Below are 23,247 nucleotides of genomic sequence, written 5' to 3'. Positions count from 1 at the left end.
GTCGCTATGGAGTCGACAGCGCCTCCGTCGGAGACAGACGGGCGGCCCGGATGGCCGGATAAAGGCCGGCGATGCTACCGAGCACCAGGGTCGCGAGGAGTCCACCGGCCAGGGCCCACGGCGGCACGACAGCTGGCCAGCCGCGGGAGAACGCGTAACCGATGGTGACGAGCGATCCGATCAAGGCGCCGCCGACTCCACCGAGGGTCGACAGCAGGAGTGCCTCGGCGAGGAACTGCGAGCGGATCTGAGCGCGGGTCGCGCCGAGTGAGCGGCGAAGACCGATCTCGCCGCGGCGTTCAAGCACCGAGATCACCATGGTGTTCGCCACGCCGACGCCGCCGACCAGCAGCGCGACCGCGCCCAGCCCGAGGAGGAGTGCGTTGAGTGTCGCGTCCGCGGCCTGCTGTGCGGCCAGCGCGTCGGACGGGCGAGACACGTCCACCTCGTTCGGGGCTTCGGGATTGGCCGTTGTCGCAAGCACCTTCTGTACAGCGGTCACGTCGTCCTCGACCGCCCGTGCATAGATCGTCGTCGGATAGCCGTCGAAACCGAGAAGTTTCTCGGCTGCCGGCCAACCAACCAGCGCGGCGTTGTCGAGCTCCGGCGCCAGCGGCGCAGGTTGCAGGACGCCGACAACCGTGAACCACTGCTTGCCGAGGTAGACCTGCTGATGGGGCGCGGCACCGAGGTGATCGGCGGCCTGAGCACCCAGAACGACCGCCGGGTACTGAGCGATGGCTTCATTGAGGAACACCCCTTCGGCCAATTGCCCACTGATCGTCGGGAGCAGATCCACCTGTGCGGCCAGGACCTGGATGCCACCAGTTTGTCCGGCCGGGATCTTGTCCGTCCGATACACCGAAGCATCCTGCACCAGCGCGGTCGCTGAGACCGAGGTGACCGGTTCGATCCGGCCGACCATCGCTACCGACTCCGCCGGGAGATGCACGTCCTCGCCGAACAGATTCTTCCCTGGGCCTGCCGTCAACAGGTTCGTTCCGAGCGACTGTAGTTGCCGGTTCAGATCCTCGCGGCTGGAGCTGGAAATCCCCACCACCGCGACCATCGCGGCGATTCCGATCGCGATGCCCAGCGCCGACAACAGGACACGCAGCGGCCGAGCCCGGAGACCGGCCTGCCCTACCCGGACCAAGTCCGGCAACGACAGTCGTCCAGGAATGAGCTCACGACTCATGGCAGATCTCCTTGGTAGCCCCGATGCCGGGGGGCGCGATGGGCTGCATCCGGCCGTCGCTGATCGGCAGCCGGCGCGGAAGACTCGTCGCGATCTGCTGATCATGAGTGATGATCAGGATCGTCGTACCGTCGGAGTTGAGCCCGCGAAGTAGATCCATGACGCCCGCACCGGCCGCGCTGTCGAGGTTGCCGGTCGGTTCGTCCGCCAGGAGTAGAGGCGGATGCCCGATGAGCGCCCTGGCGATGGCGACGCGCTGGCGTTCACCCCCGGACAGTTCATGCGGACGATGCTCCATGCGGTGGCTCAGACCGACCTGCTGTAGAGCAGCCGCAGCTCGCCGGAGACGTTCCGCTCGCGGCACTCCGGCGTACAGCAGCCCGTCGGCGACGTTGTCGAGTGCAACCACTCCAGCGGTCAGGTGGAACTGCTGGAAGACGAAGCCGATCAGTTGCGACCGGAGAGCCGAGACCTCGCGATCCGACAGTTCGCCGACGTCGTGACCGTCGATGCGAACCGTCCCCGACGTCGGACGGTCGAGCGTCCCTATCAGGTTCAGAAGCGTCGACTTACCCGAGCCGGAGGGGCCGACGATGCCGGCCAGCTCACCACGCCCGATGCTGATAGACACGTCGTCGAGCGCGACGACGTCCCCGGCGTACCGCTTCGTCGCGCGCTCCAGCTCGATCAACGCGGTCACGACGGCACCCCGACCACAGTCCCGGCGCTGATCCCGCTGCCGGAGATCTCGACCTTCCCGTCCGCGAACATCCCCGTTCCTACCGGGACGTATGACGCTTTGCCGTCGGCGACGACCTGGACGCCGTACCCACCTTCGGCCAGCGCGACCAGCGCCGAGATCGGCACTGCGAGTACGCCGGTCTTCTGTGCCGACACCAGCGCCACGTCGACAGGTGCGGCATCGAGCTCACCGGCCGAGGCCGGATCGGCGAGCGTGATGACGACCGGAATGGTCGGCGGCTGGGCGTCTTTGTCACCCGGATCGGGAACCGTCGCGACCTTGGAGACACTGGCCACAGTCCCGGCCGACGACTTTCCGGTCGGAAGCGTGACGGTTGCCTTCAGCCCCTTCTTCACCAGGTACTGCTTGGCCACATCGAGCCCGACCACTACCAGCGGCTTAGTCCCGGTATAGGTGATGATCCCGTTGTTCGCGTTCGAGCCGACCCGGTCGCCGATCTCCAGCGAGTGCAGCGCGACACGGATGTCGCCGTTCCCGATCAGGTTCGCCGGCGGCCCGAGCTGGGCCATCACCACGAGGTGCGGATCCACCGAGCCGGTCACCGGCTGTCCGGTCGCCTGCTGCCACGCGTTGACCGCACTCACCGTGGCGGCGTCGTACACCGTGTTCGCCTTCTGCTTGAAGAAACCGAGCAGCGCGAGGTTTTGCTCGATTTCCAGAACGTCCGATCCCTTGGAGTCTGGGCCGAGCGCGCGGAAGAGGGGTGTTGTGCCCTGCAGCAGGATCACTGGCACGTTGTCGATCCTGTACACCGGCTGGCCGACCTTCACGATCGAACCCTCCGGTGCGATCCAGGTGACGACGCCGGTGTTTGCCGCGGCGGTCATCGCCTGCGGTACGCCGTACGACAGGGTCCCGCTCACATGAACGGACTGAACCAGGTCGGCCTTCGTCACGGTGGCTGTTGCCGGCGGCAACCCGTTGCCTGCCGACGACTCGTTGCCACCTCCGCCGACACCGACGATCACCACGACGAGCACGACCACCGCGACCAGGCCGCCGCCGATCAAGAGCCGTGTTCTCATCCGGCCGCCCCGCTCAGGACGTGGGTGCAAGCTTTGGACGCCTTCTGGAAGGCCGGGCTGTTACGGTCGACGTTGCTGCCGCCGAACAGTCCGTTCTTGTCGCCCGGCTTGGGGTCCGGGAAGTCCGGCAACCCGTTGCCTCGCATGCACTTGGCGAAAGCCAGGTACTTGTCCATGTCCTGTGGCTGGCTGCTGCGGACGCCACCCTGGATCAGGTTCTTGCAGGCCTCGAGCGCCGTCTTGAAGGCCGGCGTCTCGGCCAGCGCCGGATCGATTCCGGCCAGGCCCTTGCCAGGCTCGGGCTCGGGGACGTCGACGCCGTGGTCCGCCATGCACTCGCTGAAGGTCTTGGCTGTGCTCGTAGTGCTTGTGGGTACCGCCGGCGCCGAAGCTGTTACGGTCGCCGCCGGCGTATTGGCCGTCGCTACCTTGTCGCTCGTGCCGCCGAAGCATCCGGTCAGGGAGACGGCGAGCAGAAGGAGTACCGCGGTTCGTTTCGTTGTCATGCGACCACTGAAGCGGTCGAGGAATAACCGCAGCGTAACCAGCAGCATGTCGGTTATGTCCTGGTTACAAGCTGCCCGGCACGATGGAGGTATGCGGATCCTGGTGGTCGAGGACGAGGACGTGCTGGCGGATGCGGTCGCGCGGGGCCTGCGCCGCGAGTCCTTCGCCGTCGACGTGGTGTACGACGGCGCCGCTGCGCTGGAGCGGATCGGCTTGTACGCGTACGACGTGGTCGTCCTGGACCGGGACCTGCCGCTCGTGCATGGCGACGAGGTGTGCCGGCGGATCGTCGACAGTGGATCGTCCGCGCGGATATTGATGCTGACGGCATCGACCGCGGTTCGGCAGCGGGTGGCAGGTCTGGCGATCGGAGCGGACGACTATCTGGGCAAGCCGTTCTCGTTCGCCGAGCTGGCGGCCCGGGTGCACGCGCTGGCCCGGCGTTCTCAACCGGCCGTGCCGCCGCTGCTCGAGCGCGCCGGCATCAGGCTGGATCCGGCCCGGCGGTCGATCGAGCGGGACGGGCGGTCGATCACGCTGGCCAACCGCGAGTTCGCCGTTCTCGCGGAGCTGCTGCGCGCTGAGGGATCCGTGGTGTCGGCGGAAACGCTGCTGGAGAAGGCGTGGGACGAGAACATCGATCCGTTCACGAACGCGGTCCGGGTGACGGTGATGAAGCTGCGTCGCAAGCTGGGTGACCCGCCCTTGGTCGAGACCGTGCCCGGCGCGGGCTACCGGTTGCCATGAGGAGCTGGACCCTGCGGGGGCGCCTGACGGTGCTGTATGGCGGTCTCTTCCTCGTCGCCGGCGCGATGCTACTTGGTGTGACGTATGTCCTGGTTCAGAACAGCCTTGCCGCACAGCTGAATCGGCAGACCGACGCGCGCGTCACCGCGCTCCGAGCCGAGGCCACGAACACCCCCGGCCGCGACATGGACAAGCTGGTTGACGAGATCCGGCGTCAGCAGGACGAGGTACGCGCGACGGCCGGGCGGTCGCTGCTGACCCAAGGTGGACTCGCGCTGCTCGGGGTCGGCCTGCTCGCCGGGGCGTCCGGGTGGGTGATCGCCGGGCGAGCGCTTCGACCCGTGCAACGGATCCGCGAGACCGCCCAACGGATCGCCGCGGCAGATGGGATCGGGTCCGGCCTGCACGAGCGGATCGCGCTGCGCGGTCCGGAGGACGATGTGAAGCGGCTGGCCGACAGCTTCGACGAGATGCTGGAGCGGCTGGACCGATCGTTCGACGGGCAGCGCAGGTTCGTCGCCAACGCGTCCCACGAGCTGCGCACGCCGCTGGCGATGAACCGCCTGCTGGTCGAGATCGCGCTCGGCGAAGCTGGTGTACCAGACCAGACGAAGGATCTGGGCACCTCGCTGCTCAAGGTCAACGAGCGGCATGAACAACTGATCGAGGGGCTGTTACTGCTCGCGGAGAGCGAGGGGGCCGCGTTCGAGAAGGAGCCGACCGACCTCGCCTCGATCGCAGCCGAGGTGATCGAAGCAACCGAGACAGAACTGACGATTAGGAGCTCACTGAAGGGAGCACGAACCGCAGGCGATCCGGTGCTGCTCGGGCGGTTGGTGGAGAACCTGGTGGAGAACGCCGTTCGCTACAACATCACGGGCGGGCGAGTGGACGTGGAGACCAGACAGTCGCGTGAGCACGCGGAGCTGACCGTGGTCAACACCGGTCCAGTGATACCCGAGTACGACGTGGAGTCGCTGTTCGAGCCCTTCCGCAGGGGTCGGGTACGAACCGGTCACAAGGGTTCCGGGTTGGGGTTGTCGATCGTCCGTGCGGTGGCACGCGCACACGGAGGCGACGCCAACGCACAGGCCAACCCAGAAGGCGGTCTCACCGTCCGGGTCAGTCTGCCGATCGTCACCTAAGACCCGATACCCGCAGGCAACCTGGACAGGTTGAGCGCGACTGTATAGCGGTCGCCCCGGATGACGGATCTGACGAACTCGATCGGGCGGTTCGTGCCGTCGGTCGTGAGCCGCTCGACCCGGAACGCGGCCGATCCCGCGGGCACGGTCAGCAGGTCGGCGTCGCCAGTCTCGACGAGTGCCGCGCTGAAGGTTTCCGTGGCCTGGGTGGCGGTGATGCCGTAGTCGCGGCGCAGAACCTCATACAGCGATTCCGTCTCCAGACTGCTGGCCTGGTCGAGGTCGGGAGCGAGATGCGCGGGAAGCCAAGCGGTCTGGATCCCGATGGGCTCGTCGTCGGCCAGTCGCAGCCGTCGAAGAACCGTGAGTTCGGCTCCTGGCGACATGCCGAGCCGGGAGGTGATCTCCTCAGGCCCGGAGATCGTTTCGAGGCGCAGGACCTTCGAGGTCGAGGCCCAGCCGCGCTGCTGAAGATCCTCGCTGAAGGAGGACAGTCTGGGTGGGCCTAGGACGAGGTGGTGACTGTCGGCAACGAATGTGCCGCGGCCCTGGTGCCGGACGAGCTTCCCTTCGGCGACCAGCGACGCGAGCGCGCGCCGCATCGTGATGCTGCTGACGCGGAACTCCTGGCACAGCTGCTGCTCGGCCGGCAGCCGGTCGCCTGGCTTCCAGTGCTTGCCTTCGATGCGTGTGCGCAGCATGTCGGTCACCTGCGCGTACAGCGGCGCGCTCCCAGCGGTCACGTGACGTCACTCCCTCGAGTCTCTCCGGGACCGGGCGTCGGTGGCCTCGGAGGATCGCTTGACAGGCGGTTTGAGTAGTCCGTATAAAGATATCATCTTATACGAGGAGCTGCCATGTTCTTCCTCCCGCCGTCCTCTCTGAACTCGTCATTCCGGTCGAGCAACACGTCCAAACCGCGCGCGATCGCCGTCGCAGTTGCGGTCACCGTGCTGGCTCTGTGTGCAACCTTGGCATGCCCAGCCTCGGCCCGCACGGCGACCGCGGCCGGTGGGGCTAGTGTGGTTTTCAGCGAGGACTTCGAAGCAGGAGCCCCTGGCTGGACGTACTACACCAACGGCCGCGACGGTGCGGCACAGGTCGTGAATTCGCCGACACACGGTGGTATTGGTGCGCTCCGTGGTACCGCCACCGCTGATCCGGCTCAGTCCGAGATCGGCTTGGCGCACATCCGCGACGGCCTGTCGTTCAACGAGGACAACTCAGCCCTGAGTTTCTGGTACCTGGCCGAAGGAACCGCCACCTTCCGCAGTTTGGTGGTCGAGGTCCGCACCGCCGCTGGAGCGGACTACTTCACGACGGTGCCGGCGGGGATCGCTACCGGCGCCTGGACTCGAGCATCGATAGCGCTGACGGACGTGTCCGATCAGCTCGCCGGGGCCGCTATCACCCGATTCGTTGTGAAGGCCGTCACCGATTCAGCAGCCGGTACGGCGGACTTCACCATCGACGATGTCGAGATCGCAAACGGTGTTCAGCCGCCACCGCAGGCTAGTGCGACCTCGCCGGTCGATGGGGCGACCAACGTCCGTCCGAACAGGGTCATCACAGCCTTCCTGAACACGGCGCTGGACCGCACCAGCGTGACCGACGCCTCCGCGACCGTCAGTATCGCGGGACAGGCGGTCCCAGCGGCGGTCCGCTACGCGGCCGGTCAGCACGCGGTGATGGTCGTCCCTCTCCATCCGCTACCGCCGAATGCGGACGTCGATGTGAGCATCACCGACGTGCGATCTGCCGCGGGCGTATCGCTCGACCAACCGATCACCTGGGGTTTCCGGACGGCCGCAGGCACGAATCCGGCGCCTCCCGAAACGTTGTTGCGCGATGAGCTGACCAGCGCCGCGCCGTGGAGTCTGTACAGCAACGCGGATAGCTCGTCGGCCCAGATCGTCACCAGCCCGGTGCACTCCGGTGGAACCGCGCTGCAAGGTGTCGGCACCGCCGCTGGGCCGTTCGTTATCTCCCACATCCGGACGGCGCACTGGCTCGATGAGAACAGCTCGATCGGATTCTGGTTCCGCGTGGACGGCTCTGCTGAGCCCGCCGATCTTGTCGTCGCGGCTGCCACGGACGCGGGATACACGAAGTTCCGGGTGCTCGACGCCGGATCGATTCCGACCGGCGAATGGCGGCACGTCCAACTCGCATTGTCCGATATCGACCCGGGGCTGGTCGGTCAGTTCGTGCGGAGCGTTGAGTTGAAGCTGGAAACGGCGACAGGTGGTGAGGCCGCCTTCACTGTCGACGATGTGCAGGTGACTCAGAGTCTGACGCCCTTCGCTACACAGGTGCGGGCTGCGGCCAAGGATGACGATTCGCCGGTTGGCAGCCTGACCCCGGAGATCAAGACACAGGTCCGGGAACTGGCGGACCAGATTCTGACCAGCCAGAAGCCTGACGGCAGCTTGGTGGTTGGACCGGTTGGCGATCCCTGGAGCGGCAAGGTCGATCCATACGCCGCGAACTACGCCACCCTCGGACTGCTGCGAGCCTTCGAGGTGACCGGAAAACGTGCCTACCGGGAAGCGGCCGACCAGTGGTTGGCTTGGTACCAGAGTCATATGGACGCGGACGGAATCGTCGACGACTGCTTGGGTGTATACCCGAACTGCGTCGACACCGGCGACCACGACTCTGTGGACTCGTACGCGGCCACCTACCTGTTGGCGGTGCAGAAGCGCGTTCAGGTCACGCCGGCCGGGGTAGCCCGGAAGCAGTACCTGCAGGCCGTGCAGCCCTTTGTGACCAAGGCGGAACGCGCTCTCGACACCGTCTTCCTGACCGATGGCACGACCATCGCCAAGCAGAGCTACCCGGTCCGGTTCGCGATGGACAACGCCGAGACCTACAACGGAGAGGTCGCGGCGGTCCGCCTCGCCCGCGACGTACACGATGCCGTGCAGCGCCGTCTCGCCGCCTATCTCGCCGCGCGCAACCTCTACGCGCTGCGTGCGCGCTATCCGGTGCAGCCAGATGGGCACTTCGCGGTAGCCGTCCATCCGAACGGAATCCAGGAAGGTCCGCTCGAGCATTGGTTCCCCGACGCGCTGGCATCGGTGCTCCCGCTATCGCACATCGGTGGACCGGGGGACCTCCCGCTGTTCCAGCAACTCGTGCAGAAATTTGATGTCGGCCAGGCTGATCAGCGACCGCTGGCCATCAATGACACGCCCCAATACATGTGGTGGGCCCAGGCCGCCCTGCGGGTCGGGGATCCAGCTGCCGCCCAGCACTTCGTCGACGAATATCTCAGCATCGAGGGACGCCGCAACCCGGCCACGCTGGCGATCACTGCCGGCCACCTCATCCGCATTCTCACCTTCGACCGCGACCACTCGCTGTGGTTCTGACCAGGAACCCGAAAGGCGTGACTATCCGATGAACAGGTCTCACGTACCACCACCCGCCTCGGCTACGGCTGAACAAACCCCCCGCGGGTTCAGCCGTCGCTCCGTCCTGACCGCCCTGGCCGGAATCTCTCTGACGGTCGCAGGATGCGCCCCCGGCGGCAACGACAAGTCGAGCGCGAGCAGCAGCTCAGGCAAGTCGTCGGTCACCCTGAACTTCTGGCACTACTTCACGGACCGCGCCGAATTGCTACAACAGTTCGCCGATCAGTACCACGATCAGACCGGTGTGACGGTGAAGTTGCAGCTCATTCCGGGCGACACCTTGGGCCAGAAGTTCCAGGCAGCCGCGCAGGCCGGACGGCTTCCCGACGTCGCGGCAGGCTGGACCGGGGTCGGTGACGGGCTGGCGCCGTACGCCAAGCAGGGAACGATCCTCAACCTCCAGGCAGCCATGAACGACGGCTGGAGCCAGCGGTTTTATCCCGCACACCTGCAGGCCGGCTCCTTCCAACCCGGCAACAGCTTCGGCGTCCCACCTGGTCCCTACCTCGTGCCGCTCGACGCGAACAACATGCAGATCCTCTACAACACCAAGCACTTCGCGAAGGCTGGGATCAGCGCGCCGCCAGCGACCTTCGCGGACTTCCTCGACGCCAGCGCGAAGCTCGCCACGGCAGGTGTCGTTCCTTTCACGTCCGGGTTCGCGTCCTGGCCTCTCGACTCCTTCGCCCAGATGTACCAGTACGACGTCATCGGCGCCGACGCGATGGACGCCACCTTCAGCGGCAAGCGGAAGTACACAGATCCTGCCTGGCTGGATTTCCTCGGACTGTTCCAGCAGTTGCGTGAGTCCAAGGCGCTCGCACAGGGGATTCTCGCCGCAGATATGCCGGCAGCGGAGAGCCTGTTCGCGAACGGTCAGGCAGGCATGATCTTCGACGGCTCGTGGGCGGTCGGCGTCTTCAAGCAGAAGAATCCAGGATTCACCGACTACGACGTGATGTTGCCGCCCTCGGTCGGCGGCGCCACAGGAAAGCTCGCCATCCCCGGTGGGGTCGGAGCTCAACTCCTCGTCGTCGGTACATCGCCGCACAAGGACGAAGCGGTCAAGTTCGTGCGCTGGTTGACCGACCCTGACCAGCAGGTGAAGTACGCCACGACCAGCGCGAACCTCCCGGCCAACCGCGAGGTCGCCGGCAAGATCTCGACCACACCAGTGCTGCAGAAGTTCGCGGCTGAGATGGACAAGGTCTTCCCCTCGCTGCCGCACAGCATGCCTGCCGCGGTGAACACGTCCCTGCATGCCGGTCTGCAGAACATCCTGGCCGGCAAGTCAGCACCGGCCGCCGTCGCCGCTGCGTTACAACACGCCCAGTCCACCGGCCAGGCCAAGTGACGATCGACTGAAGAAAGCGACGGTCCAGGTGAACCACCCCACTCGATCCAACGCAGGCTCGGCGACCGGTTCTGCCGGCCAGTCCGATTCCGGTCGGCCGAATCCCTCACCTCCGGTTGGTGAGCCGCAGGCGGTCCCGTCGCCGGTATCGGCGGGGCCGTCTGGCTCGGGTGAGGTGCTGGAAGCGACCGCGCCGGGCAACCGGCCCGCCCGCCCGGCGCGGTCCCAGCGCCGCTACGATCAGGACTGGAAACAAGGTCTTTTGTTCGTCGTACCGGCACTGGCGTTCTTTCTGCTGTTCACGGTGTACCCATTCGTCCGGACGATCTCGCTCAGCTTCAGCGATTGGGACGGTCTGTCGAACCACGCCAACTTCGTTGGTCTGGACAACTACAGCGCGGCACTCCACGACAGCCTGTGGTGGCGATCGTTGCTGAACGGCGGCTTGTTCGTCGCCGCCGCCCTGCTGTTGATGACACCGCTCGGACTACTCCTGGCGGTCGGTGTGGAGCGGGTCCGGCGCGGCCGGGCGGCGTACCGCACCGCCTTCTACGTCCCCACCATCCTCAGCGGCATCGTCGTCGCGGTGATCTGGAAGTGGCTGTACCAGCCGTACGGCGGCCCGATCAACCAGGCCTTCGACCAACTGGGCCTGCACTCCGTGGCACGAGCATGGCTCGGTGACGGCGGTACGGCGTTGTGGGCGGTGTCGCTGGCGTCGATCTGGCAGGGGGTTGGGTACCCGTTCCTGCTCTACCTCGCCGGGCTCCAATCGATCCCGGATGAGGTGTACGAGGCAGCTGCTGTCGATGGTGCCTCGGAGCGGCGGATCTTCTTCAGCATCACGCTGCCATTGCTCCGACCGGTCATCACCACCGTCAACATTCTTACCATTCTGGGGGCCATGCAGATGTTCAATCTGGTGCTTGCCATGACCAACGGCGGGCCGGGGTATTCGACCGAAGTGCCGGTGCTGCACATCTACCGGGAAGCGTTCGGTCTGTTTCATTTCGGCTACGCGTCGGCCCTGGCCGTGATCTTCGGAGTGCTTCTCCTCGCCGTGTCCATCGCGCAACTGCGCCTTGCTCGCCGCGGAGCGGATCGATGAGCACATCAGCGGGCCGGCTCCTCTCGCGTGGTTCACGGGCGCCGCGGCGCCGCTTGCTTCACCTTGCGCTGCTGGGGTGGGCGGTCGCCTCTTTGCTGCCCTTGCTGTGGACCCTGTCGGCGTCGCTGCAGAGTAATCAGGAGATCTACTCCGGCATCCATCTGATCCCGCGTCACCTTGAGCTCGGCAACTACACCCAGGCCTGGACGCAAGCGCATTTCAGCACGTACTTCAAGAACAGCGTCATCTACACCGTCACGATTGTCGCGGGCGTTCTCATCATCTCGTCGCTGGCGGCGTACGCGTTCGCCCGGATGCGCTTCCCGCTGAAGAACCTCGTGTTCTACCTGTTCCTCATCTTTCTGACCTTCCCGCTTCCTGGGTCCTTCATTCCGCTGTACGTACTGCTGGTGAATCTCGGTCTGATCGACACTCCGCTGGGATACATCCTTCCAATGATCAACGCCGGTCTGCCGGTGGCGATCTTCATCCTTCGCAGCTTCTTCGAGGAGATCCCGCGGGAGATCGAGGAGAGTGCCAGGATCGACGGCGCCACCCGGCTTCAGGTCTATCGGCTGATCGCGCTGCCGCTGGCCAAACCCGCCCTGGCGACCATCACCATCTTCACCGCCCTCAGCGTCTGGAACGAATTCCTGTTCGCCCTGGTCGTTTTCTCCGATCAGCAACGGATGCCCTTGCAGGTTGGCCTGATGACCTTCCAAGGGACGTTCTTCTCGCAGTACGGGCTGATGATGGCCGCGACGACGATCACGATGGTTCCCGCCCTGGCCATCTACCTGGTCTTCCAGCGATTCATCGTGAGAGGCGTCATGGCGGGAGCTGTCCGTGGCTGACACGGCCGGTGCGGGCCGGCTTGTGCTGGCCGTCGACGGCGGTCAGACGGCCACGCTCGCCGTACTCGGCCGAGACGACGGCACGGTGCTCGGCGTTGGTCGTGGCGGCCCATTGGTCCATGTCCGGACGGAGCGCAACCATGAGGTCATGACCCGCGCTCTCCGTGCGGCGGTCATTGGAGCCCTTACGACCGCGGAGGGTTCGGTCGGACCGCCGGGCGATGTCCATATCGAGGTCGCCTACCTGTCGCTGACCGGTGGCGCAGACATCGCGCCGGGCATCGTCGCAGGCCTCGCAGACTGCCGCCGGATCGTCGCGGAGTCAGACGCGCTGGCCGCGCTAGCCGCGGGCACGCAGGGTGGTCCTGGCATCGCGGTAATCGCCGGGACCGGATCGATCGCCGTCGCGGTGCCGCCAGAGGGCAAGCCGGTTATCCGTGGCGGCTGGGGATTCCTGCTAGGAGATGAAGGCAGTGGTTTCTGGATCGGGCTCGAGGCCATCAAGGCAGCTATCGCCATCGTCGAAAGTGCCCGAACCGAATGGACGGCCGGAACCGAGTTTGTCGATCGTGTCGTCGAACACTTCGCCGCGCAGGATCTCCGTGGCGTCGCGGCACGGGTTTACGCCGACCTCGATCGCGCGGCCGTAGCGGCCCTCGCACAGCCAGTCGTCGCCGCGGCCAGTGACGGGGACCCCATCGCCGTACGAATCGCCGACCAGGCTGGTCACCACCTGGCGACTCTGGCTGCGCAAACCGCACGTGCGGCGGGCATTGTGCCCCTGACGGACCCGGCGGTGAGCTGGCAGAGCGTCGTACCGGCTGGCGGAGTGTTCCGGCCTCGGAACCGCGTCTGGATTTCGTTCGCTGATCGGCTGCGGGTACTGATGCCGGACCACACTCTCCTCGATCCACGTCACCCTCCGGTCATCGGTGCCTATTGGTTGGCGTTGCTCAGTCTCGGCGTACCCGCCGCGGATCCCATCGTCGAGGCCCGCATCGAGTCATCGCTGTCGTCACTGCTGCCGATGCTGGCGAAGACCGACATCCATCCCAGCCCTACACATTTTTGAGGTCGCACACACCATGAGCATCGATATGAGCAAGCCTGAAGACACCCCGTTGCTGGGGAGAATTCGCGGCGGACTGATCGTGTCCTGCCAAGCAGGTCCGGAGAGTCCGTTGAACTCGCCAGACATGATTGCCGCCCTCGCGGCCTCGGCCGGTCGCGGCGGAGCACACGGCTTCCGGGTCGACCGCCCGGAGAATGTCGCGGCGGTCCGGAAGCAGTCGGCGTTGCCGATCATCGGGATCAACAAGCAACCCCGAACTGGTTTCGACGTCTTCATCACGCCTGGTTTCGATGCCGCTCGCGCGATCGTCGACGCGGGTGCTGATCTGGTCGCGATCGACGCGACACAGCGCCCCCGGCCAGAGGGAGACACGGTGGGCGACCTCATCGCCCGGATTCACCGCGAATGCGGCGTACCGGTGATGGCGGACATCGCCTCGCACGCGGAAGGCCTGGCTGCGGTGGAGGCGGGCGCCGATCTGGTCGCCACCACCATCGCCGGCTATACGCCGTACAGCCGGCACGAGGCGGGGCCGGCGCTTGAACTCGCGGCTGCTCTGGTAGCCGATCTCCCGGGGATCCCGGTGATCGTCGAGGGACGGATCTGGACCATCGAGGACATCCAGGCATGCTTCGCCGCAGGTGTTCACGCTGTCGTCGTCGGGTCCGCGATCACTGTTCCGGAGTTCATCACCCGCCGGTTCGTCGCCGCCCTCCCCGAGCAGGATCGCGAGCCCGTGGCCGATGCTCCGGAGACGACTGAGCCAGCCGTCGACCGGCTCTTCGGACGCGTTCTGCAGGAGCTTGCCGACCTTCGAGACAACCAACGGCCGATGATCGAAGCGGCCGCAGGCCTGGTCGCCGACGCGATCGCCGGTGGGCACCGGGTCGCCGTCTACGACACCGGGCACCTGGTTTCACACGAGTTCGTGGCCCGCACCGGAGGCCTGGTCGCCCTCACCCGGCTGGAGATCCCTGCCGGCGCTGACAGCCAGACACGTATCGAGGCTGGGCTGGACTCGGCGTCGGTAGTGAGCGGTGGAGTACTGATCATCGGGTCGGTGTCGGGAACCAGCCGCGACACCGTCGAGCTGGCAATGGCGGCGAGGCACCGGGGCGCGGCGGTCGTCGCGGTCACCGCATCGAAGCACTCGAGTCGGCTCGAGCCAGAGCATCCTTCCGGACGACGGCTGCTGGATGTCGCCGACGTTGTACTGGACAACCAAGCTCCCTACGGTGATGCGTTCCTGACCGTTCGCCTGCTTGACCGACCCTTGGTGCCGCTGTCGGGGCTTGGTGCCGTGACCGCTCTCTGGGCGGTGATCGCCAGCGCGGCCGAGAAACTCGCCGCACGCGGCATCGAGCCCAGCGTCTATCGCAGCATCCACCTTCCGGGTGGGCCTGCCGATGTCGCCCAGATCGAGGCACGCTACGCAAAGAAGGGTCACTGAACCGATGACGACTTCTTCGAAGGCCGCAGCCCTGGATCTCGCCAGGTTCAAAGGATCCACTCCAGGTTTCGTCCAGTACCTCTCCATTGTGCAGGAGCGTCTCGACGAGGCAATCGGCCAGAATGGTCCAGTGATCAACGAGGTCGCTGACCTGATCACCGCTGCCCAGCTACGCGGCCGCCCGCTGTTCGTATTCGGTGCGACGCATGCGGGATTGCTGGCTCAGGATCTGTACTACCGGGCTGGGGGACTGGCGAGGGTCGAACCGATTCTGCCGGCCGGCCTGATGCTCAACGAGCGTCCGGTGACACGCACCACCCTGCTCGAGCGGATGCCCGGTTTCGGTGAACTCCTGCTCGACGACGTCGCGCTGAAGCCGGACGATGTCGTGCTGGTGATCTCTGTGTCGGGCCGTAATCCCGTCACTACGGAACTGGCTGCTGCCGCCCGCGAGCGCGGTGCCCAGGTCATCGCGCTCACATCGCTCACCTACTCCAAGGCGGTGACGCCGCGGGGATCCGCGCGGCTGTTCGAGATCGCCCAACATGTCATCGATCTACCTGGAAGCATCGGCGATGCGGCCGTCACCATCGACGGCTCGAGCGCGCCGGTCGGACCTACCTCGACGGCTGTCGGTAGCGCGATTCTGCACGGTCTGATCGTCGAGGTCGCACGTCGGATCGTCCAGCGGGGCCACCAACCGGAGATCCTGACGTCGGGGAACCTCGACAACGGCGATCAGGACAACAGCAAGTTCCTGGCCGAGAAGAACGGATGAGTTCCACAGTTCAGCGATGATGCTGGAGGCTGTCCATGAGCTGCGAGGCAGCTGGTTGGCGCCGGGCTTCGTCGACCTGCATATCCACGGGGGAGGTAGCGCGGCCGCGCAGTCTGGTGACCTGGAAGCGATCTACCAGGTCGCTATGGCTCGTGCCCGCCGCGGTACCCCCACCATCGTTGCTGGCGACAGTGGAAGCATTCGGTGCGCGACGACCGATCCGGTACCTGGCTCGACCAGCATCGGCAGTCATCCCGAGGGCCTGTACCTCAGTCATCGCCAATGATCGTCGCCGCGTATTCCGTGGCCGCCGTCGGTCATACCGATGCCGAGTACGACGACACTCTGAAATACATCAACGCCGGTGCGTGACTGGTCACCCATCTGCTCAACGCGATGAGTGACCTCCACCATCGAACTCCCGGTGCAACGCTGTCCGTGCTTGAGCATCCCCGCGTCACCTGCGAGGTCGTGTGAATGCTGGAGCCCGCCTGCACGACGCGATCGCCCTCATGACTTTCAGCCCCGCTGCTTCTCGGAGAATCGCATTGATCACCGACGCGACTCCGGCGGCTGGTTTCGCTTCGTCCTATTCCGACCATGGCACTCAACAGCTCGCTCTGGCCAGCCAGCGGGTCGACCCCGGCGGACGCGATCACGTCCGCATCTACAACACCCGCGCGTATTCTCACAGCGAACCGATACTTGGCTGAGGAACTGGACGCTGATCTCGTGATCATCGACGACGCCCTCGTGATCGATGCGGTTTTCGTTCGCGGAGTCCCGGTGCAGTCGCCCGACATCGACACGTGAGATCGCGTCGCTGGAGGTGACGATGGCGGGCGATGATGTGGCCTGGAGTCCGGCCCGCCGCGCCATCGTCATCCTCGACGGCGGCGTTACGGCAGCGCGCTCGCCAGCGATGCGGCCGTCGCGCGGTCGGCCGAGTCTGCGATGTTCCACGGCCAGGCGCGGCCGCCGTTCACCCATCCGGTCTGTGATCCGTCCAGATAGCTGTCCGCGCGAGTTTTGTCGCCCCGGACAGCGGCGGCGACGGCCAGAATCGCCCACGGGCTGCCGTCCGGGTTGTTGACGCTGGTCGTCCAGTTCGGCCAGTTGGTGTTGAACGACGACCACAACGACGACGCCCTGGTCGGTGACGCGATGCCGGCCACGATCGGCCAAACCTGAGAGACAGCATCGGAGTAGAACCTGGTCCACAGCGTGTTCGTGCATTGATCGGAGGCCCAGCAGTACATTCCGGGTCCAGGTGTCCACAGGTGGTTCTCGATTGCGGTCAGCAGGGTGTTCAACTGCCCCTGCCGCTGCGCCGCCTTGGTCGGATTGTTCAGCACGTTCTGCAGCAACCAGACGTCGTCGCGCAACCCAGCCGCGACCTCGACGTTGTCCATCAGGAACTGCCCGGCGTAGTCGGGCTTCGCTCCGGTCAGTCCGTTCGCTTGTAGCGTGACGAGCGAGGCTGAAGCGATCATGTCGATATCGTTTGCCTTGGACACCAGATAGCTGTGGCTGCTGGTGTCGGCCTCAGCCCATTTGCGAAGCAGCGTCAGGAACGTGCCTGCGTAGGCATCGGTCGAGTCGTACCACGGCGTCGTACCCGATCCGGGGTCCGCACCGTACGTCTCCGCGCCCGTTGCCACCGTGACGTCCCAGTCGTATACCGTGCCCGACACTCCGTTGTAATCCGCGGGGAGAGCGCTGCTCGGCCCGCCGTTCACGTGCCGGAAGTACCAGTCGACGTATGCCTGCACCATCGGGTAGTAGTAAGGCCCCGCGAGCAGCATGCCCACCGCCCCACGGTTGGCGATATACGGGCGGATCTTCCGCGTACCGCTGTCCGGGTACCAGGCCATGCCACCGCGGCCCGGGCCGGCCACAGTGGTTGGCACCTGGGCGAGGGAAATCCAGTACGCCTCATCGGCGATGATTTGGGAGTAGTTCGGGACAGCCGCGGCGGTCTGCACCATCATCGGGGCAGCCACCAGCGAGAGCGCGATCAGAAAGCTCACGACTGTTCGTCGCAAAACACGCATGCGGACCTCCGGCTAGAAGAGAGTCACCTCTCTGGACGGCCCGCCCACTAGAACGTATACCATTATGACCTCATAGGGAATCCTCTGAGTCGGTCGATCCGGCGCTGGCTACAGAATCCGCTGGATGTGCTCGGTGAACGCGCTGATCGCGGATTCGTCGCGCTGGTAGAACGTCCACTGCCCGATGCGCTTCGACGTCAGGAGGCCGGCGCGGGCCAGGGTTTGCAGATGGGAGGTCGCGGTGGGCTGGGCCACCGCCAGCTTCTCGGCGATGAAGATCACGCACACGCCGTCGTCGACCAGGTCCCCGTCCCGCTGTGGCGGGAAATGCGCGACCGGGTCGCGGAGCCACTCGAGAATCTGCAAGCGCTTCGGGCTGGCGAGGGCGCGGAGCACCTCGAGGGTGTCCACCACCGGTGCCCGGTTCGCCATGTCCGCAGCGTAATGGATGGTCGAACCCGAACCGTGGTAAGACATATAGCGATATCACTATGTTAACGACGAAGGGTGCCGGCGCATGGATGATCCGATCGTTCGGGATTTCGATTGGGCAGAGGGAGTGGCCGTCCACCGGTACCTGGTGTCCGATGTCTTCTCCGACGTACCGCTGGAAGGCAACCAGTTGGCGGTGTTCGTCGACGGACGACCGTTCACGTCCGGCGAGATGCAGGCGGTCGCTCGGGAGATGAACCTCTCCGAAACGGTGTACGTGCTGCCGCCCGAAGACGGCGGTACGGCGCGGATCCGGATCTTCACGCCACGCGGCGAGCTCCCGTTCGCCGGACACCCGGTTCTCGGCACAGCCTTCGTATTGGCGAGCGCATCGAATCTGAACTCGGTCGAACTCGAGACCGGCGCCGGAATCATCAATGTCGCGCTCGAGCGGCAGGGAACCCGGATCACCGTGTGCCGGATGCGGCATGCGATTCCGCAGCCGGAGCCGTATTCGGCCGCCGGCGAGTTGCTGGCCGCCGTCGGGGTTCCGTCCTCGCGGCTGGAGATCGTCAGCTATCGCAACGGTCCATGCCATGTCTTCGTCGCTCTCGAAAACGAGGATCAGGTGGTCGCACTCGAGCCGGACATGGGACACCTGAAGAGCCTCGCTGTTCCGGTGAGTTGTTTCGCCGGCTCTGGACGCTCGTGGAAGACGAGAATGTTCTACCCCGCCGGTGGTGTATACGAGGATGCGGCGACCGGCTCGGCGGCCGGACCACTCGCCGATCACCTGGCCCGGAACGGTGAGATCGAGTTCGGCGAGCAGATCGAAATCCGGCAAGGAGCCGAGATCGCTCGTCCATCACGCATCCACGTTCGGGCGCTCGGCGACTCCGTCGAGATAGCCGGCTCGGCCGTCATCGTCGGGCGGGGTGAGTACCGCCTTCGGCGGTGACCCGTGGATGCACTCTCGGCATCCGCTCTGGAACATGATCTTGCTGCCCGACGTCTGCCTAGCCATAGTCGCCAAGCCGACCACACCTCAATCGACGTTGTGACCGTCACCCGACTCGACACCCGCCGCCGGTCTGCCTTGCATTCCAGCCACAAACCTGCAATAACCTGCAAATTCTGGAATCCTGTGACGTCTGCGCGTGTAAGGGACTGAGGGTGGCTGCGTCACGGCATTTCGAGTTTTCTTGAAATGCGCAGCGAGCCTGCGATCGCTACATTTCTCCAGCCAAATCTGACCTTTTGAAGCGATATTTTCGAGGCATGGACAGTAAGGATGCGCAGGCGCGGCAGGAGCGAGTGCGGGCCGTACTCGACGGGGTGTTCGAGATGACTGTCTCGCCGTCGGAGCTACTGGCAGCGTCACAGCGAGGGATCGAGGAGATCGATCGGATCGCCTCCACGGCCCCGACCGCAGCCGAGGAACTGGAGTTGCTCGATCTGTGCGAGCCCCTCGAACAGATCGTCGAGCAGCTCGACGACTCCATCGGTGTACCGACAGAGGACTGAGCGTGTCAGAGCTAACACCTATGTCCGATCTGCTGAGGAAGTTGCACGCCAGAATCGCTGTGCGGATGCCGGATGTGCCGGCGCTGAAGGATGACGAGCAGCGCTATGCCTATGCGAGGTCGGGCCGGACTCGGGTTCGTGAAGACGGAGTCGTCCAGATCGGGCGGCGAGACGAGGCGGTTCTGCGACGGCTCGCGGAGCAGCCCGACAACCCGATTCAGGACACAAGGCTCCGCGAGCGCACCGTCGCCGCACTCGAGAACGTGATGGCCGCGCAGGTGCAGCGGATGACGAATCCGGTTGGCAGCCCGCAGAGCAATTTCCGGACCCGGGTAGTGGCGCGAGAATCCGCCGAGGGGGTCGCTGCTGGCATAGGCGCGGGCGCTCTCGCGGGCGGCGGAGTCGGCCTTGCGGCGATGACGCCGATCGGCAAGGCACTCTTCGTCCAGCCGGTCCTGGATCTAGCGCACGATGTCGCACGCTTCGCGCCAGAGGTAGCGGCTGCCATGCAGACGACGCCGGCGCCGTGGTTGGCGGCGGTTTCGGTTGGCGGCTCGGTGGGCAGCATCCTTGTCTCGAACGTACTTGCCCGGTCAGGGAACAACGTACTGGCGCGCCCGGTGGAGAGAGCGTGGGTGCAGGCTGAAGGCCCGGCGATCAGTCGCGAGGTTGGTGTGGGTGCTGCGCTGCCCGAGTTGGAGCAGAACTTCGCCGCGCGAGCGACACCGTTGACGGCGACCGCGCATCGCCTGGGCGACGAGCTCGCTCAGCACACCGAGCTGGACAAGGCGCATGCGCTGGGTCTGGTGATAGGAGTGCCTCCGGCTGAGCGGGCCGGAGCTCTGGTCGACGCCTTGGTGAACCGCAACAACCTGCCGCCTCTCGCGCCAGAGGATCGTGAACGGGCGATCGATCGGGTGTACCGGGCCATCGGCCGGGAGACCTCCCCGATCCCTCTCCCGAACACGACATCCGCGGTGACGTCAGCGTTTGCCTCCTTGGCGTCGCCTGGCGCCACCACCGATGCAGCGCAAGACCGAACGACGCGCACGGCATTGTCGGCGCTGCCTCCGGCCGGGAGTTCGACGCAATCACAGACCGCAGACGGTGCGCGCGGCAACGCCGGCGGACGCCAAAGTGCGCAGCAGACGTTGAACAACGGTAGGCAGCTTTAAGCAGGATTCTTGTGTCAGCGAAGGGGTTCTACCTGGCTGAGCGGCGGCGGGGTGGAGGGGATGTGACGGTCAGGCGCCAGTCGAGGTATGACCGGGCGTATCAATCGTGGAGGGGCGGGCTTGACGGCGGCACTCGAACGAACGGTCCGCATGCTCGTCAAGAACTATCCAGGTGACGCCGGCGACGATGGGCAGGTCTTCCATCGGCCACGAACTCCCGTACATAAGCGTGTTCCACGCCGGAGGCTGTGATGGTCAGGGGCTGACCGCCGATAGGGGTGACGACAATCAGGGGGAGCAGAGGCGAATCCACGGCCAGTTCTGGCGTGGAGAAGCGCGTGTCGAGTTTGGCCCTCGAGCCCGCGGGCGGTACAGCTTGGCGGCCCGCGCAGGTCGTGGGCGACGCGGACGCGAAGGTCCAGCCGTCCGGCTCGGTGAAGTCGCCGACCTCGCTCTCGGGGTCGAAGTCCTCCGCAAGACTTGGAGCCGCGGTCGCGCCGACGGCCCTGGAAGGTAACGCCGGCATCGAACTGCAGCACGTGGTTCAGACTTAGGGGACGTCGTCGGTGGCCACGACACGCTCGCTTCGATGGCCATGCCCACGTACCCGGCGGCCAAGAACCCGATCTCCACGCCCTTCCGACCGACCTCGGTCGCCTGCGGCGCGACGACGCGTTCGCAGACTGGCGTCGTACGTCGCCAACGGGTCGGGCCAATGACACACCCGTGAGATGCGTGTCGGCGAAACGACACATCCGAACTCGGCCGCGAGGAAACACCCAGCCGGCCCGCCAACATCGACGTCGCCGAGTCGACGTTGGCGGACATGCCGTTCATGGACGACGGGTCAGCGACCGGCGGTGTGGCTTGACCATACGATGGTGCGGCCATAGATGATGACGAAGTTACCGGTGTCCTGCAGTTGCAGCACCGAGCCCTTGCGGGTCGTCTTGGTGCCCCACAACGCGACCTTCTTGCCCGAGTAGAGGACGAAGTTGCCGTCCAGCTGCATGACGGCGTAGGCGCCGCTCTTGGTCCCGGTGGACCAGATCGCCTTACCGCTCTTCAGCAGCACCAGGTTGCCGTCGCTCTGCATCTGCAGCCGGTAGACCCGGCTGTGCGAGACCACCATGGTGTTCGCGCTCAGCGCTCGGCCGGAGCCGAGCGTGACCATAACCATGGAGCGGGTCCAGACCGCCTTCTTGCGGGTGTTGTATAGAACCAGGTTGGAGTCGTTCTGGACGAGCAGGGTGGAGTTCGTGCTGCCGCTTGTACCGCTGGCCCAGACCACAGTCCGGCCCGAGATGACAACCAGGTTCCCGTCGCGCTGCATGATCAGCGACGAGGCCTTCCGGTGCGTAACCGTGCTCCATACGGCGCTCTTGCCCTTGTACAGGACGGCGTTGCCGTCGGTTTGCATGAGGAGGGCGTAGACGCCGTTCTTGGACCGGCGGTACTGACCGGGCTTGAGGTACTGACCGGGAGCGAGGAAGTCAGAGACCGCCGCCGCCTGGGACTGCGCGGTCGTGTGGGCCGTGGTAGTCGTGGCTGCACCCGCGGCCTGAGCGGCTACCGGCACGAGCAGGGTTGCACCGGCCGCCACACCCGCGACAGCGGCGAGAATACGGGTGGTTGCCGATTTGATCGAGATCACGCGATTCCTTTCCGTTTCAGAACAGATCCCATCCGGCAATCCGGTGGGAGATCGGCGCCTTAAGCAACCTTTCCGTTCGATCGTAGGACGTAAGGGGGTCCGTGTCTGGATGTCGCAGTGCCTTTCGAAGATCCTGGAAATGCGCTGTAGGTCACGGCTTCCGCAACAGGTGAACACGTGTTGCCAAGGGCAACGAAATAGCACCGTCACCCCGCTGGGGAAGAGTGACGGTGCTATCCGCTGTGATCGCGCCTATTTTCGGTGGAACCGAGCGTAACCGTGAAGGAAGGCGCGAACTCCCGCGTCGCTCAGCCTGCGAAGCTCGGCTTTCGGCAGTGATGCGGCACCGTGATACGTGCGGGTTGTGATGTCGCCGGCAACGAGTTGGACGAGATGTACCGCCGCGATGTCGGCGTCGGCGATGTCGAGATGGCCGGCGTCGGCGATCCGGCGGAGTTGGGTAGCGATCTCCCGGCGCACCCGGAGGGGGCCGGCCTGCTGCCAGGCCCGCAGTGCGGCCTTCGGAATGTGGCCGGCGTCGGCGATGATCTGTCGAACCAGGGCGAAATGGGGTGCGTAGGCCGGCGACGGCGTCGTCCAGACGCGGCCGAACTCGATCAGATCCGCCTCGAGGTCGACGATCCTGCCGAGGTAGCGCTGCACAGTGATGATCTGCGCCTCGGCTACCCTCTCGGCACTGTCGACGATTACCGCTTCGAACAGTCCTGCCTTGCCGCCGAACTGGTTGTAGATCGTGCGGCTGGACACGTCGGCGGTCCGAGCGATGTTGTCGATACTCCCGCGGCTGTAGCCGTCGGCGGCGAAGACAACCAAGGCGCCGTCGAGCAGGGTACGGCGCTTGTCGCCGCGTCCGGCCGGACGGTTTTCGACTGTCAGTCGAGGGCGGCTTTCACGAGCTGGCATGTCGATCATGATACTACTATCAGCGTTGCACTTCCTACAACGGTGGTAGTAGCGTTCAGGCGATCAA

General features: G+C 65.5%; 23 protein-coding genes. 14 read left to right on the top strand and 9 right to left on the bottom strand.

Annotated features, from left to right (window positions below; all coding sequences use genetic code 11):
- Window positions 1-4 precede the first annotated feature (4 nt).
- The 4 genes from EV650_RS15555 to EV650_RS15540 are packed head-to-tail and all read right to left on the bottom strand — an operon-like array spanning window position 5 to window position 3,492.
- On the bottom strand, window positions 5-1,198 hold the full coding sequence (locus EV650_RS15555) for an ABC transporter permease (protein ID WP_134119457.1): 1,194 nt from the start codon (window positions 1,196-1,198) through the stop codon (window positions 5-7).
- Window positions 1,188-1,898: an ABC transporter ATP-binding protein gene (locus EV650_RS15550; protein ID WP_134119456.1), complete on the bottom strand. Its 711-nt coding sequence runs from the start codon at window positions 1,896-1,898 to the stop codon at window positions 1,188-1,190. The genes EV650_RS15555 and EV650_RS15550 overlap by 11 nt, the downstream gene beginning before the upstream one ends.
- The gene (locus tag EV650_RS15545) at window positions 1,895-2,986 is read right to left on the bottom strand and encodes a peptidoglycan-binding protein (protein ID WP_134119455.1); all 1,092 of its coding nucleotides are present in this window, start codon (window positions 2,984-2,986) and stop codon (window positions 1,895-1,897) included. Before EV650_RS15545 ends, EV650_RS15550 begins: the two co-directional genes overlap by 4 nt.
- The gene (locus EV650_RS15540; RefSeq protein WP_134119454.1) at window positions 2,983-3,492 is read right to left on the bottom strand and encodes a hypothetical protein; all 510 of its coding nucleotides are present in this window, start codon (window positions 3,490-3,492) and stop codon (window positions 2,983-2,985) included. The genes EV650_RS15545 and EV650_RS15540 overlap by 4 nt, the downstream gene beginning before the upstream one ends.
- A 91-nt stretch (window positions 3,493-3,583) precedes the next feature.
- On the opposite strand from EV650_RS15540, the gene EV650_RS15535 reads away from it, so the two are divergent.
- Entirely contained in the window at window positions 3,584-4,240 is a 657-nt protein-coding gene (locus tag EV650_RS15535) for a response regulator transcription factor (RefSeq protein WP_166678139.1), read from the top strand.
- Window positions 4,237-5,385: a sensor histidine kinase gene (locus EV650_RS15530; protein WP_134119453.1), complete on the top strand. Its 1,149-nt coding sequence runs from the start codon at window positions 4,237-4,239 to the stop codon at window positions 5,383-5,385. Before EV650_RS15535 ends, EV650_RS15530 begins: the two co-directional genes overlap by 4 nt.
- Here EV650_RS15530 and EV650_RS15525 read toward each other — a convergent pair.
- On the bottom strand, window positions 5,382-6,128 hold the full coding sequence (locus EV650_RS15525) for a GntR family transcriptional regulator (protein ID WP_134119452.1): 747 nt from the start codon (window positions 6,126-6,128) through the stop codon (window positions 5,382-5,384). The two genes, EV650_RS15530 and EV650_RS15525, sit on opposite strands and share 4 nt — an antisense overlap.
- Window positions 6,129-6,242: 114 nt before the next feature.
- Between EV650_RS15525 and EV650_RS15520 the strand changes: the two genes are divergently transcribed.
- The 8 genes from EV650_RS15520 to EV650_RS15485 all read left to right on the top strand — a co-directional run bounded on the left by EV650_RS15520 (window position 6,243) and on the right by EV650_RS15485 (window position 15,703).
- Window positions 6,243-8,759: an Ig-like domain-containing domain gene (locus tag EV650_RS15520; protein ID WP_134119451.1), complete on the top strand. Its 2,517-nt coding sequence runs from the start codon at window positions 6,243-6,245 to the stop codon at window positions 8,757-8,759.
- Window positions 8,760-8,787: 28 nt separating this feature from the next.
- Window positions 8,788-10,155: an ABC transporter substrate-binding protein gene (locus tag EV650_RS15515; RefSeq protein WP_166678138.1), complete on the top strand. Its 1,368-nt coding sequence runs from the start codon at window positions 8,788-8,790 to the stop codon at window positions 10,153-10,155.
- Window positions 10,156-10,330: 175 nt separating this feature from the next.
- Window positions 10,331-11,263 carry a carbohydrate ABC transporter permease gene (locus EV650_RS15510; RefSeq protein WP_202874518.1) on the top strand — a complete coding sequence of 311 codons (933 nt, stop codon included), beginning with the start codon at window positions 10,331-10,333 and terminating at the stop codon, window positions 11,261-11,263.
- The gene (locus tag EV650_RS15505; RefSeq protein WP_134119448.1) at window positions 11,260-12,117 is read left to right on the top strand and encodes a carbohydrate ABC transporter permease; all 858 of its coding nucleotides are present in this window, start codon (window positions 11,260-11,262) and stop codon (window positions 12,115-12,117) included. Before EV650_RS15510 ends, EV650_RS15505 begins: the two co-directional genes overlap by 4 nt.
- The gene (locus EV650_RS15500) at window positions 12,110-13,189 is read left to right on the top strand and encodes an N-acetylglucosamine kinase (RefSeq protein WP_166678137.1); all 1,080 of its coding nucleotides are present in this window, start codon (window positions 12,110-12,112) and stop codon (window positions 13,187-13,189) included. Before EV650_RS15505 ends, EV650_RS15500 begins: the two co-directional genes overlap by 8 nt.
- A 13-nt stretch (window positions 13,190-13,202) precedes the next feature.
- On the top strand, window positions 13,203-14,639 hold the full coding sequence (locus EV650_RS15495) for a putative N-acetylmannosamine-6-phosphate 2-epimerase (RefSeq protein WP_134119446.1): 1,437 nt from the start codon (window positions 13,203-13,205) through the stop codon (window positions 14,637-14,639).
- Window positions 14,640-14,643: 4 nt separating this feature from the next.
- Entirely contained in the window at window positions 14,644-15,417 is a 774-nt protein-coding gene (locus EV650_RS15490; protein ID WP_166678136.1) for a sugar isomerase domain-containing protein, read from the top strand.
- 16 nt (window positions 15,418-15,433) lie between these two features.
- A complete protein-coding gene (locus EV650_RS15485; RefSeq protein WP_134119444.1) occupies window positions 15,434-15,703 on the top strand; it encodes a hypothetical protein in 270 nt (89 codons plus the stop codon).
- Window positions 15,704-16,316: 613 nt separating this feature from the next.
- On the opposite strand, the gene EV650_RS15480 is transcribed toward EV650_RS15485, so the two are convergent.
- Both EV650_RS15480 and EV650_RS15475 read right to left on the bottom strand, forming a co-directional pair.
- Window positions 16,317-17,447, bottom strand: a complete 1,131-nt coding sequence (locus EV650_RS15480; RefSeq protein ID WP_134119443.1) for a hypothetical protein — start codon at window positions 17,445-17,447, stop codon at window positions 16,317-16,319.
- 132 nt (window positions 17,448-17,579) lie between these two features.
- Window positions 17,580-17,903 (bottom strand): ArsR/SmtB family transcription factor, encoded by a 324-nt coding sequence (locus EV650_RS15475; RefSeq protein WP_134119442.1) that lies wholly within the window; start codon window positions 17,901-17,903, stop codon window positions 17,580-17,582.
- Between the two features lie 85 nt (window positions 17,904-17,988).
- Here EV650_RS15475 and EV650_RS15470 point away from each other — a divergent pair, with 85 nt between their 5' ends.
- The 4 genes from EV650_RS15470 to EV650_RS15455 all read left to right on the top strand — a co-directional run bounded on the left by EV650_RS15470 (window position 17,989) and on the right by EV650_RS15455 (window position 21,156).
- The gene (locus tag EV650_RS15470) at window positions 17,989-18,861 is read left to right on the top strand and encodes a PhzF family phenazine biosynthesis protein (RefSeq protein WP_134119441.1); all 873 of its coding nucleotides are present in this window, start codon (window positions 17,989-17,991) and stop codon (window positions 18,859-18,861) included.
- Between the two features lie 320 nt (window positions 18,862-19,181).
- The gene (locus tag EV650_RS15465) at window positions 19,182-19,427 is read left to right on the top strand and encodes a hypothetical protein (RefSeq protein WP_134119440.1); all 246 of its coding nucleotides are present in this window, start codon (window positions 19,182-19,184) and stop codon (window positions 19,425-19,427) included.
- Between the two features lie 65 nt (window positions 19,428-19,492).
- The gene (locus EV650_RS15460) at window positions 19,493-20,602 is read left to right on the top strand and encodes a hypothetical protein (protein WP_134119439.1); all 1,110 of its coding nucleotides are present in this window, start codon (window positions 19,493-19,495) and stop codon (window positions 20,600-20,602) included.
- 338 nt (window positions 20,603-20,940) lie between these two features.
- Entirely contained in the window at window positions 20,941-21,156 is a 216-nt protein-coding gene (locus tag EV650_RS15455) for a hypothetical protein (RefSeq protein ID WP_134119438.1), read from the top strand.
- A 293-nt stretch (window positions 21,157-21,449) separates the two neighbouring features.
- Here the strand turns inward: EV650_RS15455 and EV650_RS15450 are convergent, their stop codons facing one another.
- Together EV650_RS15450 and EV650_RS15445 are read right to left on the bottom strand one after the other, a co-directional pair.
- The gene (locus EV650_RS15450; protein WP_134119437.1) at window positions 21,450-22,256 is read right to left on the bottom strand and encodes a hypothetical protein; all 807 of its coding nucleotides are present in this window, start codon (window positions 22,254-22,256) and stop codon (window positions 21,450-21,452) included.
- Between the two features lie 252 nt (window positions 22,257-22,508).
- Window positions 22,509-23,180, bottom strand: a complete 672-nt coding sequence (locus EV650_RS15445; RefSeq protein WP_134119436.1) for a TetR/AcrR family transcriptional regulator — start codon at window positions 23,178-23,180, stop codon at window positions 22,509-22,511.
- Window positions 23,181-23,247: the final 67 nt, after the last annotated feature.

The sequence above is a fragment of the Kribbella kalugense genome, from assembly GCF_004365875.1.
Lineage (GTDB): Bacteria > Actinomycetota > Actinomycetes > Propionibacteriales > Kribbellaceae > Kribbella > Kribbella kalugense.
The sequence above is the reverse complement of the archived record's forward strand: the minus strand, read 5'-3'. Positions and strand labels throughout refer to the sequence as shown.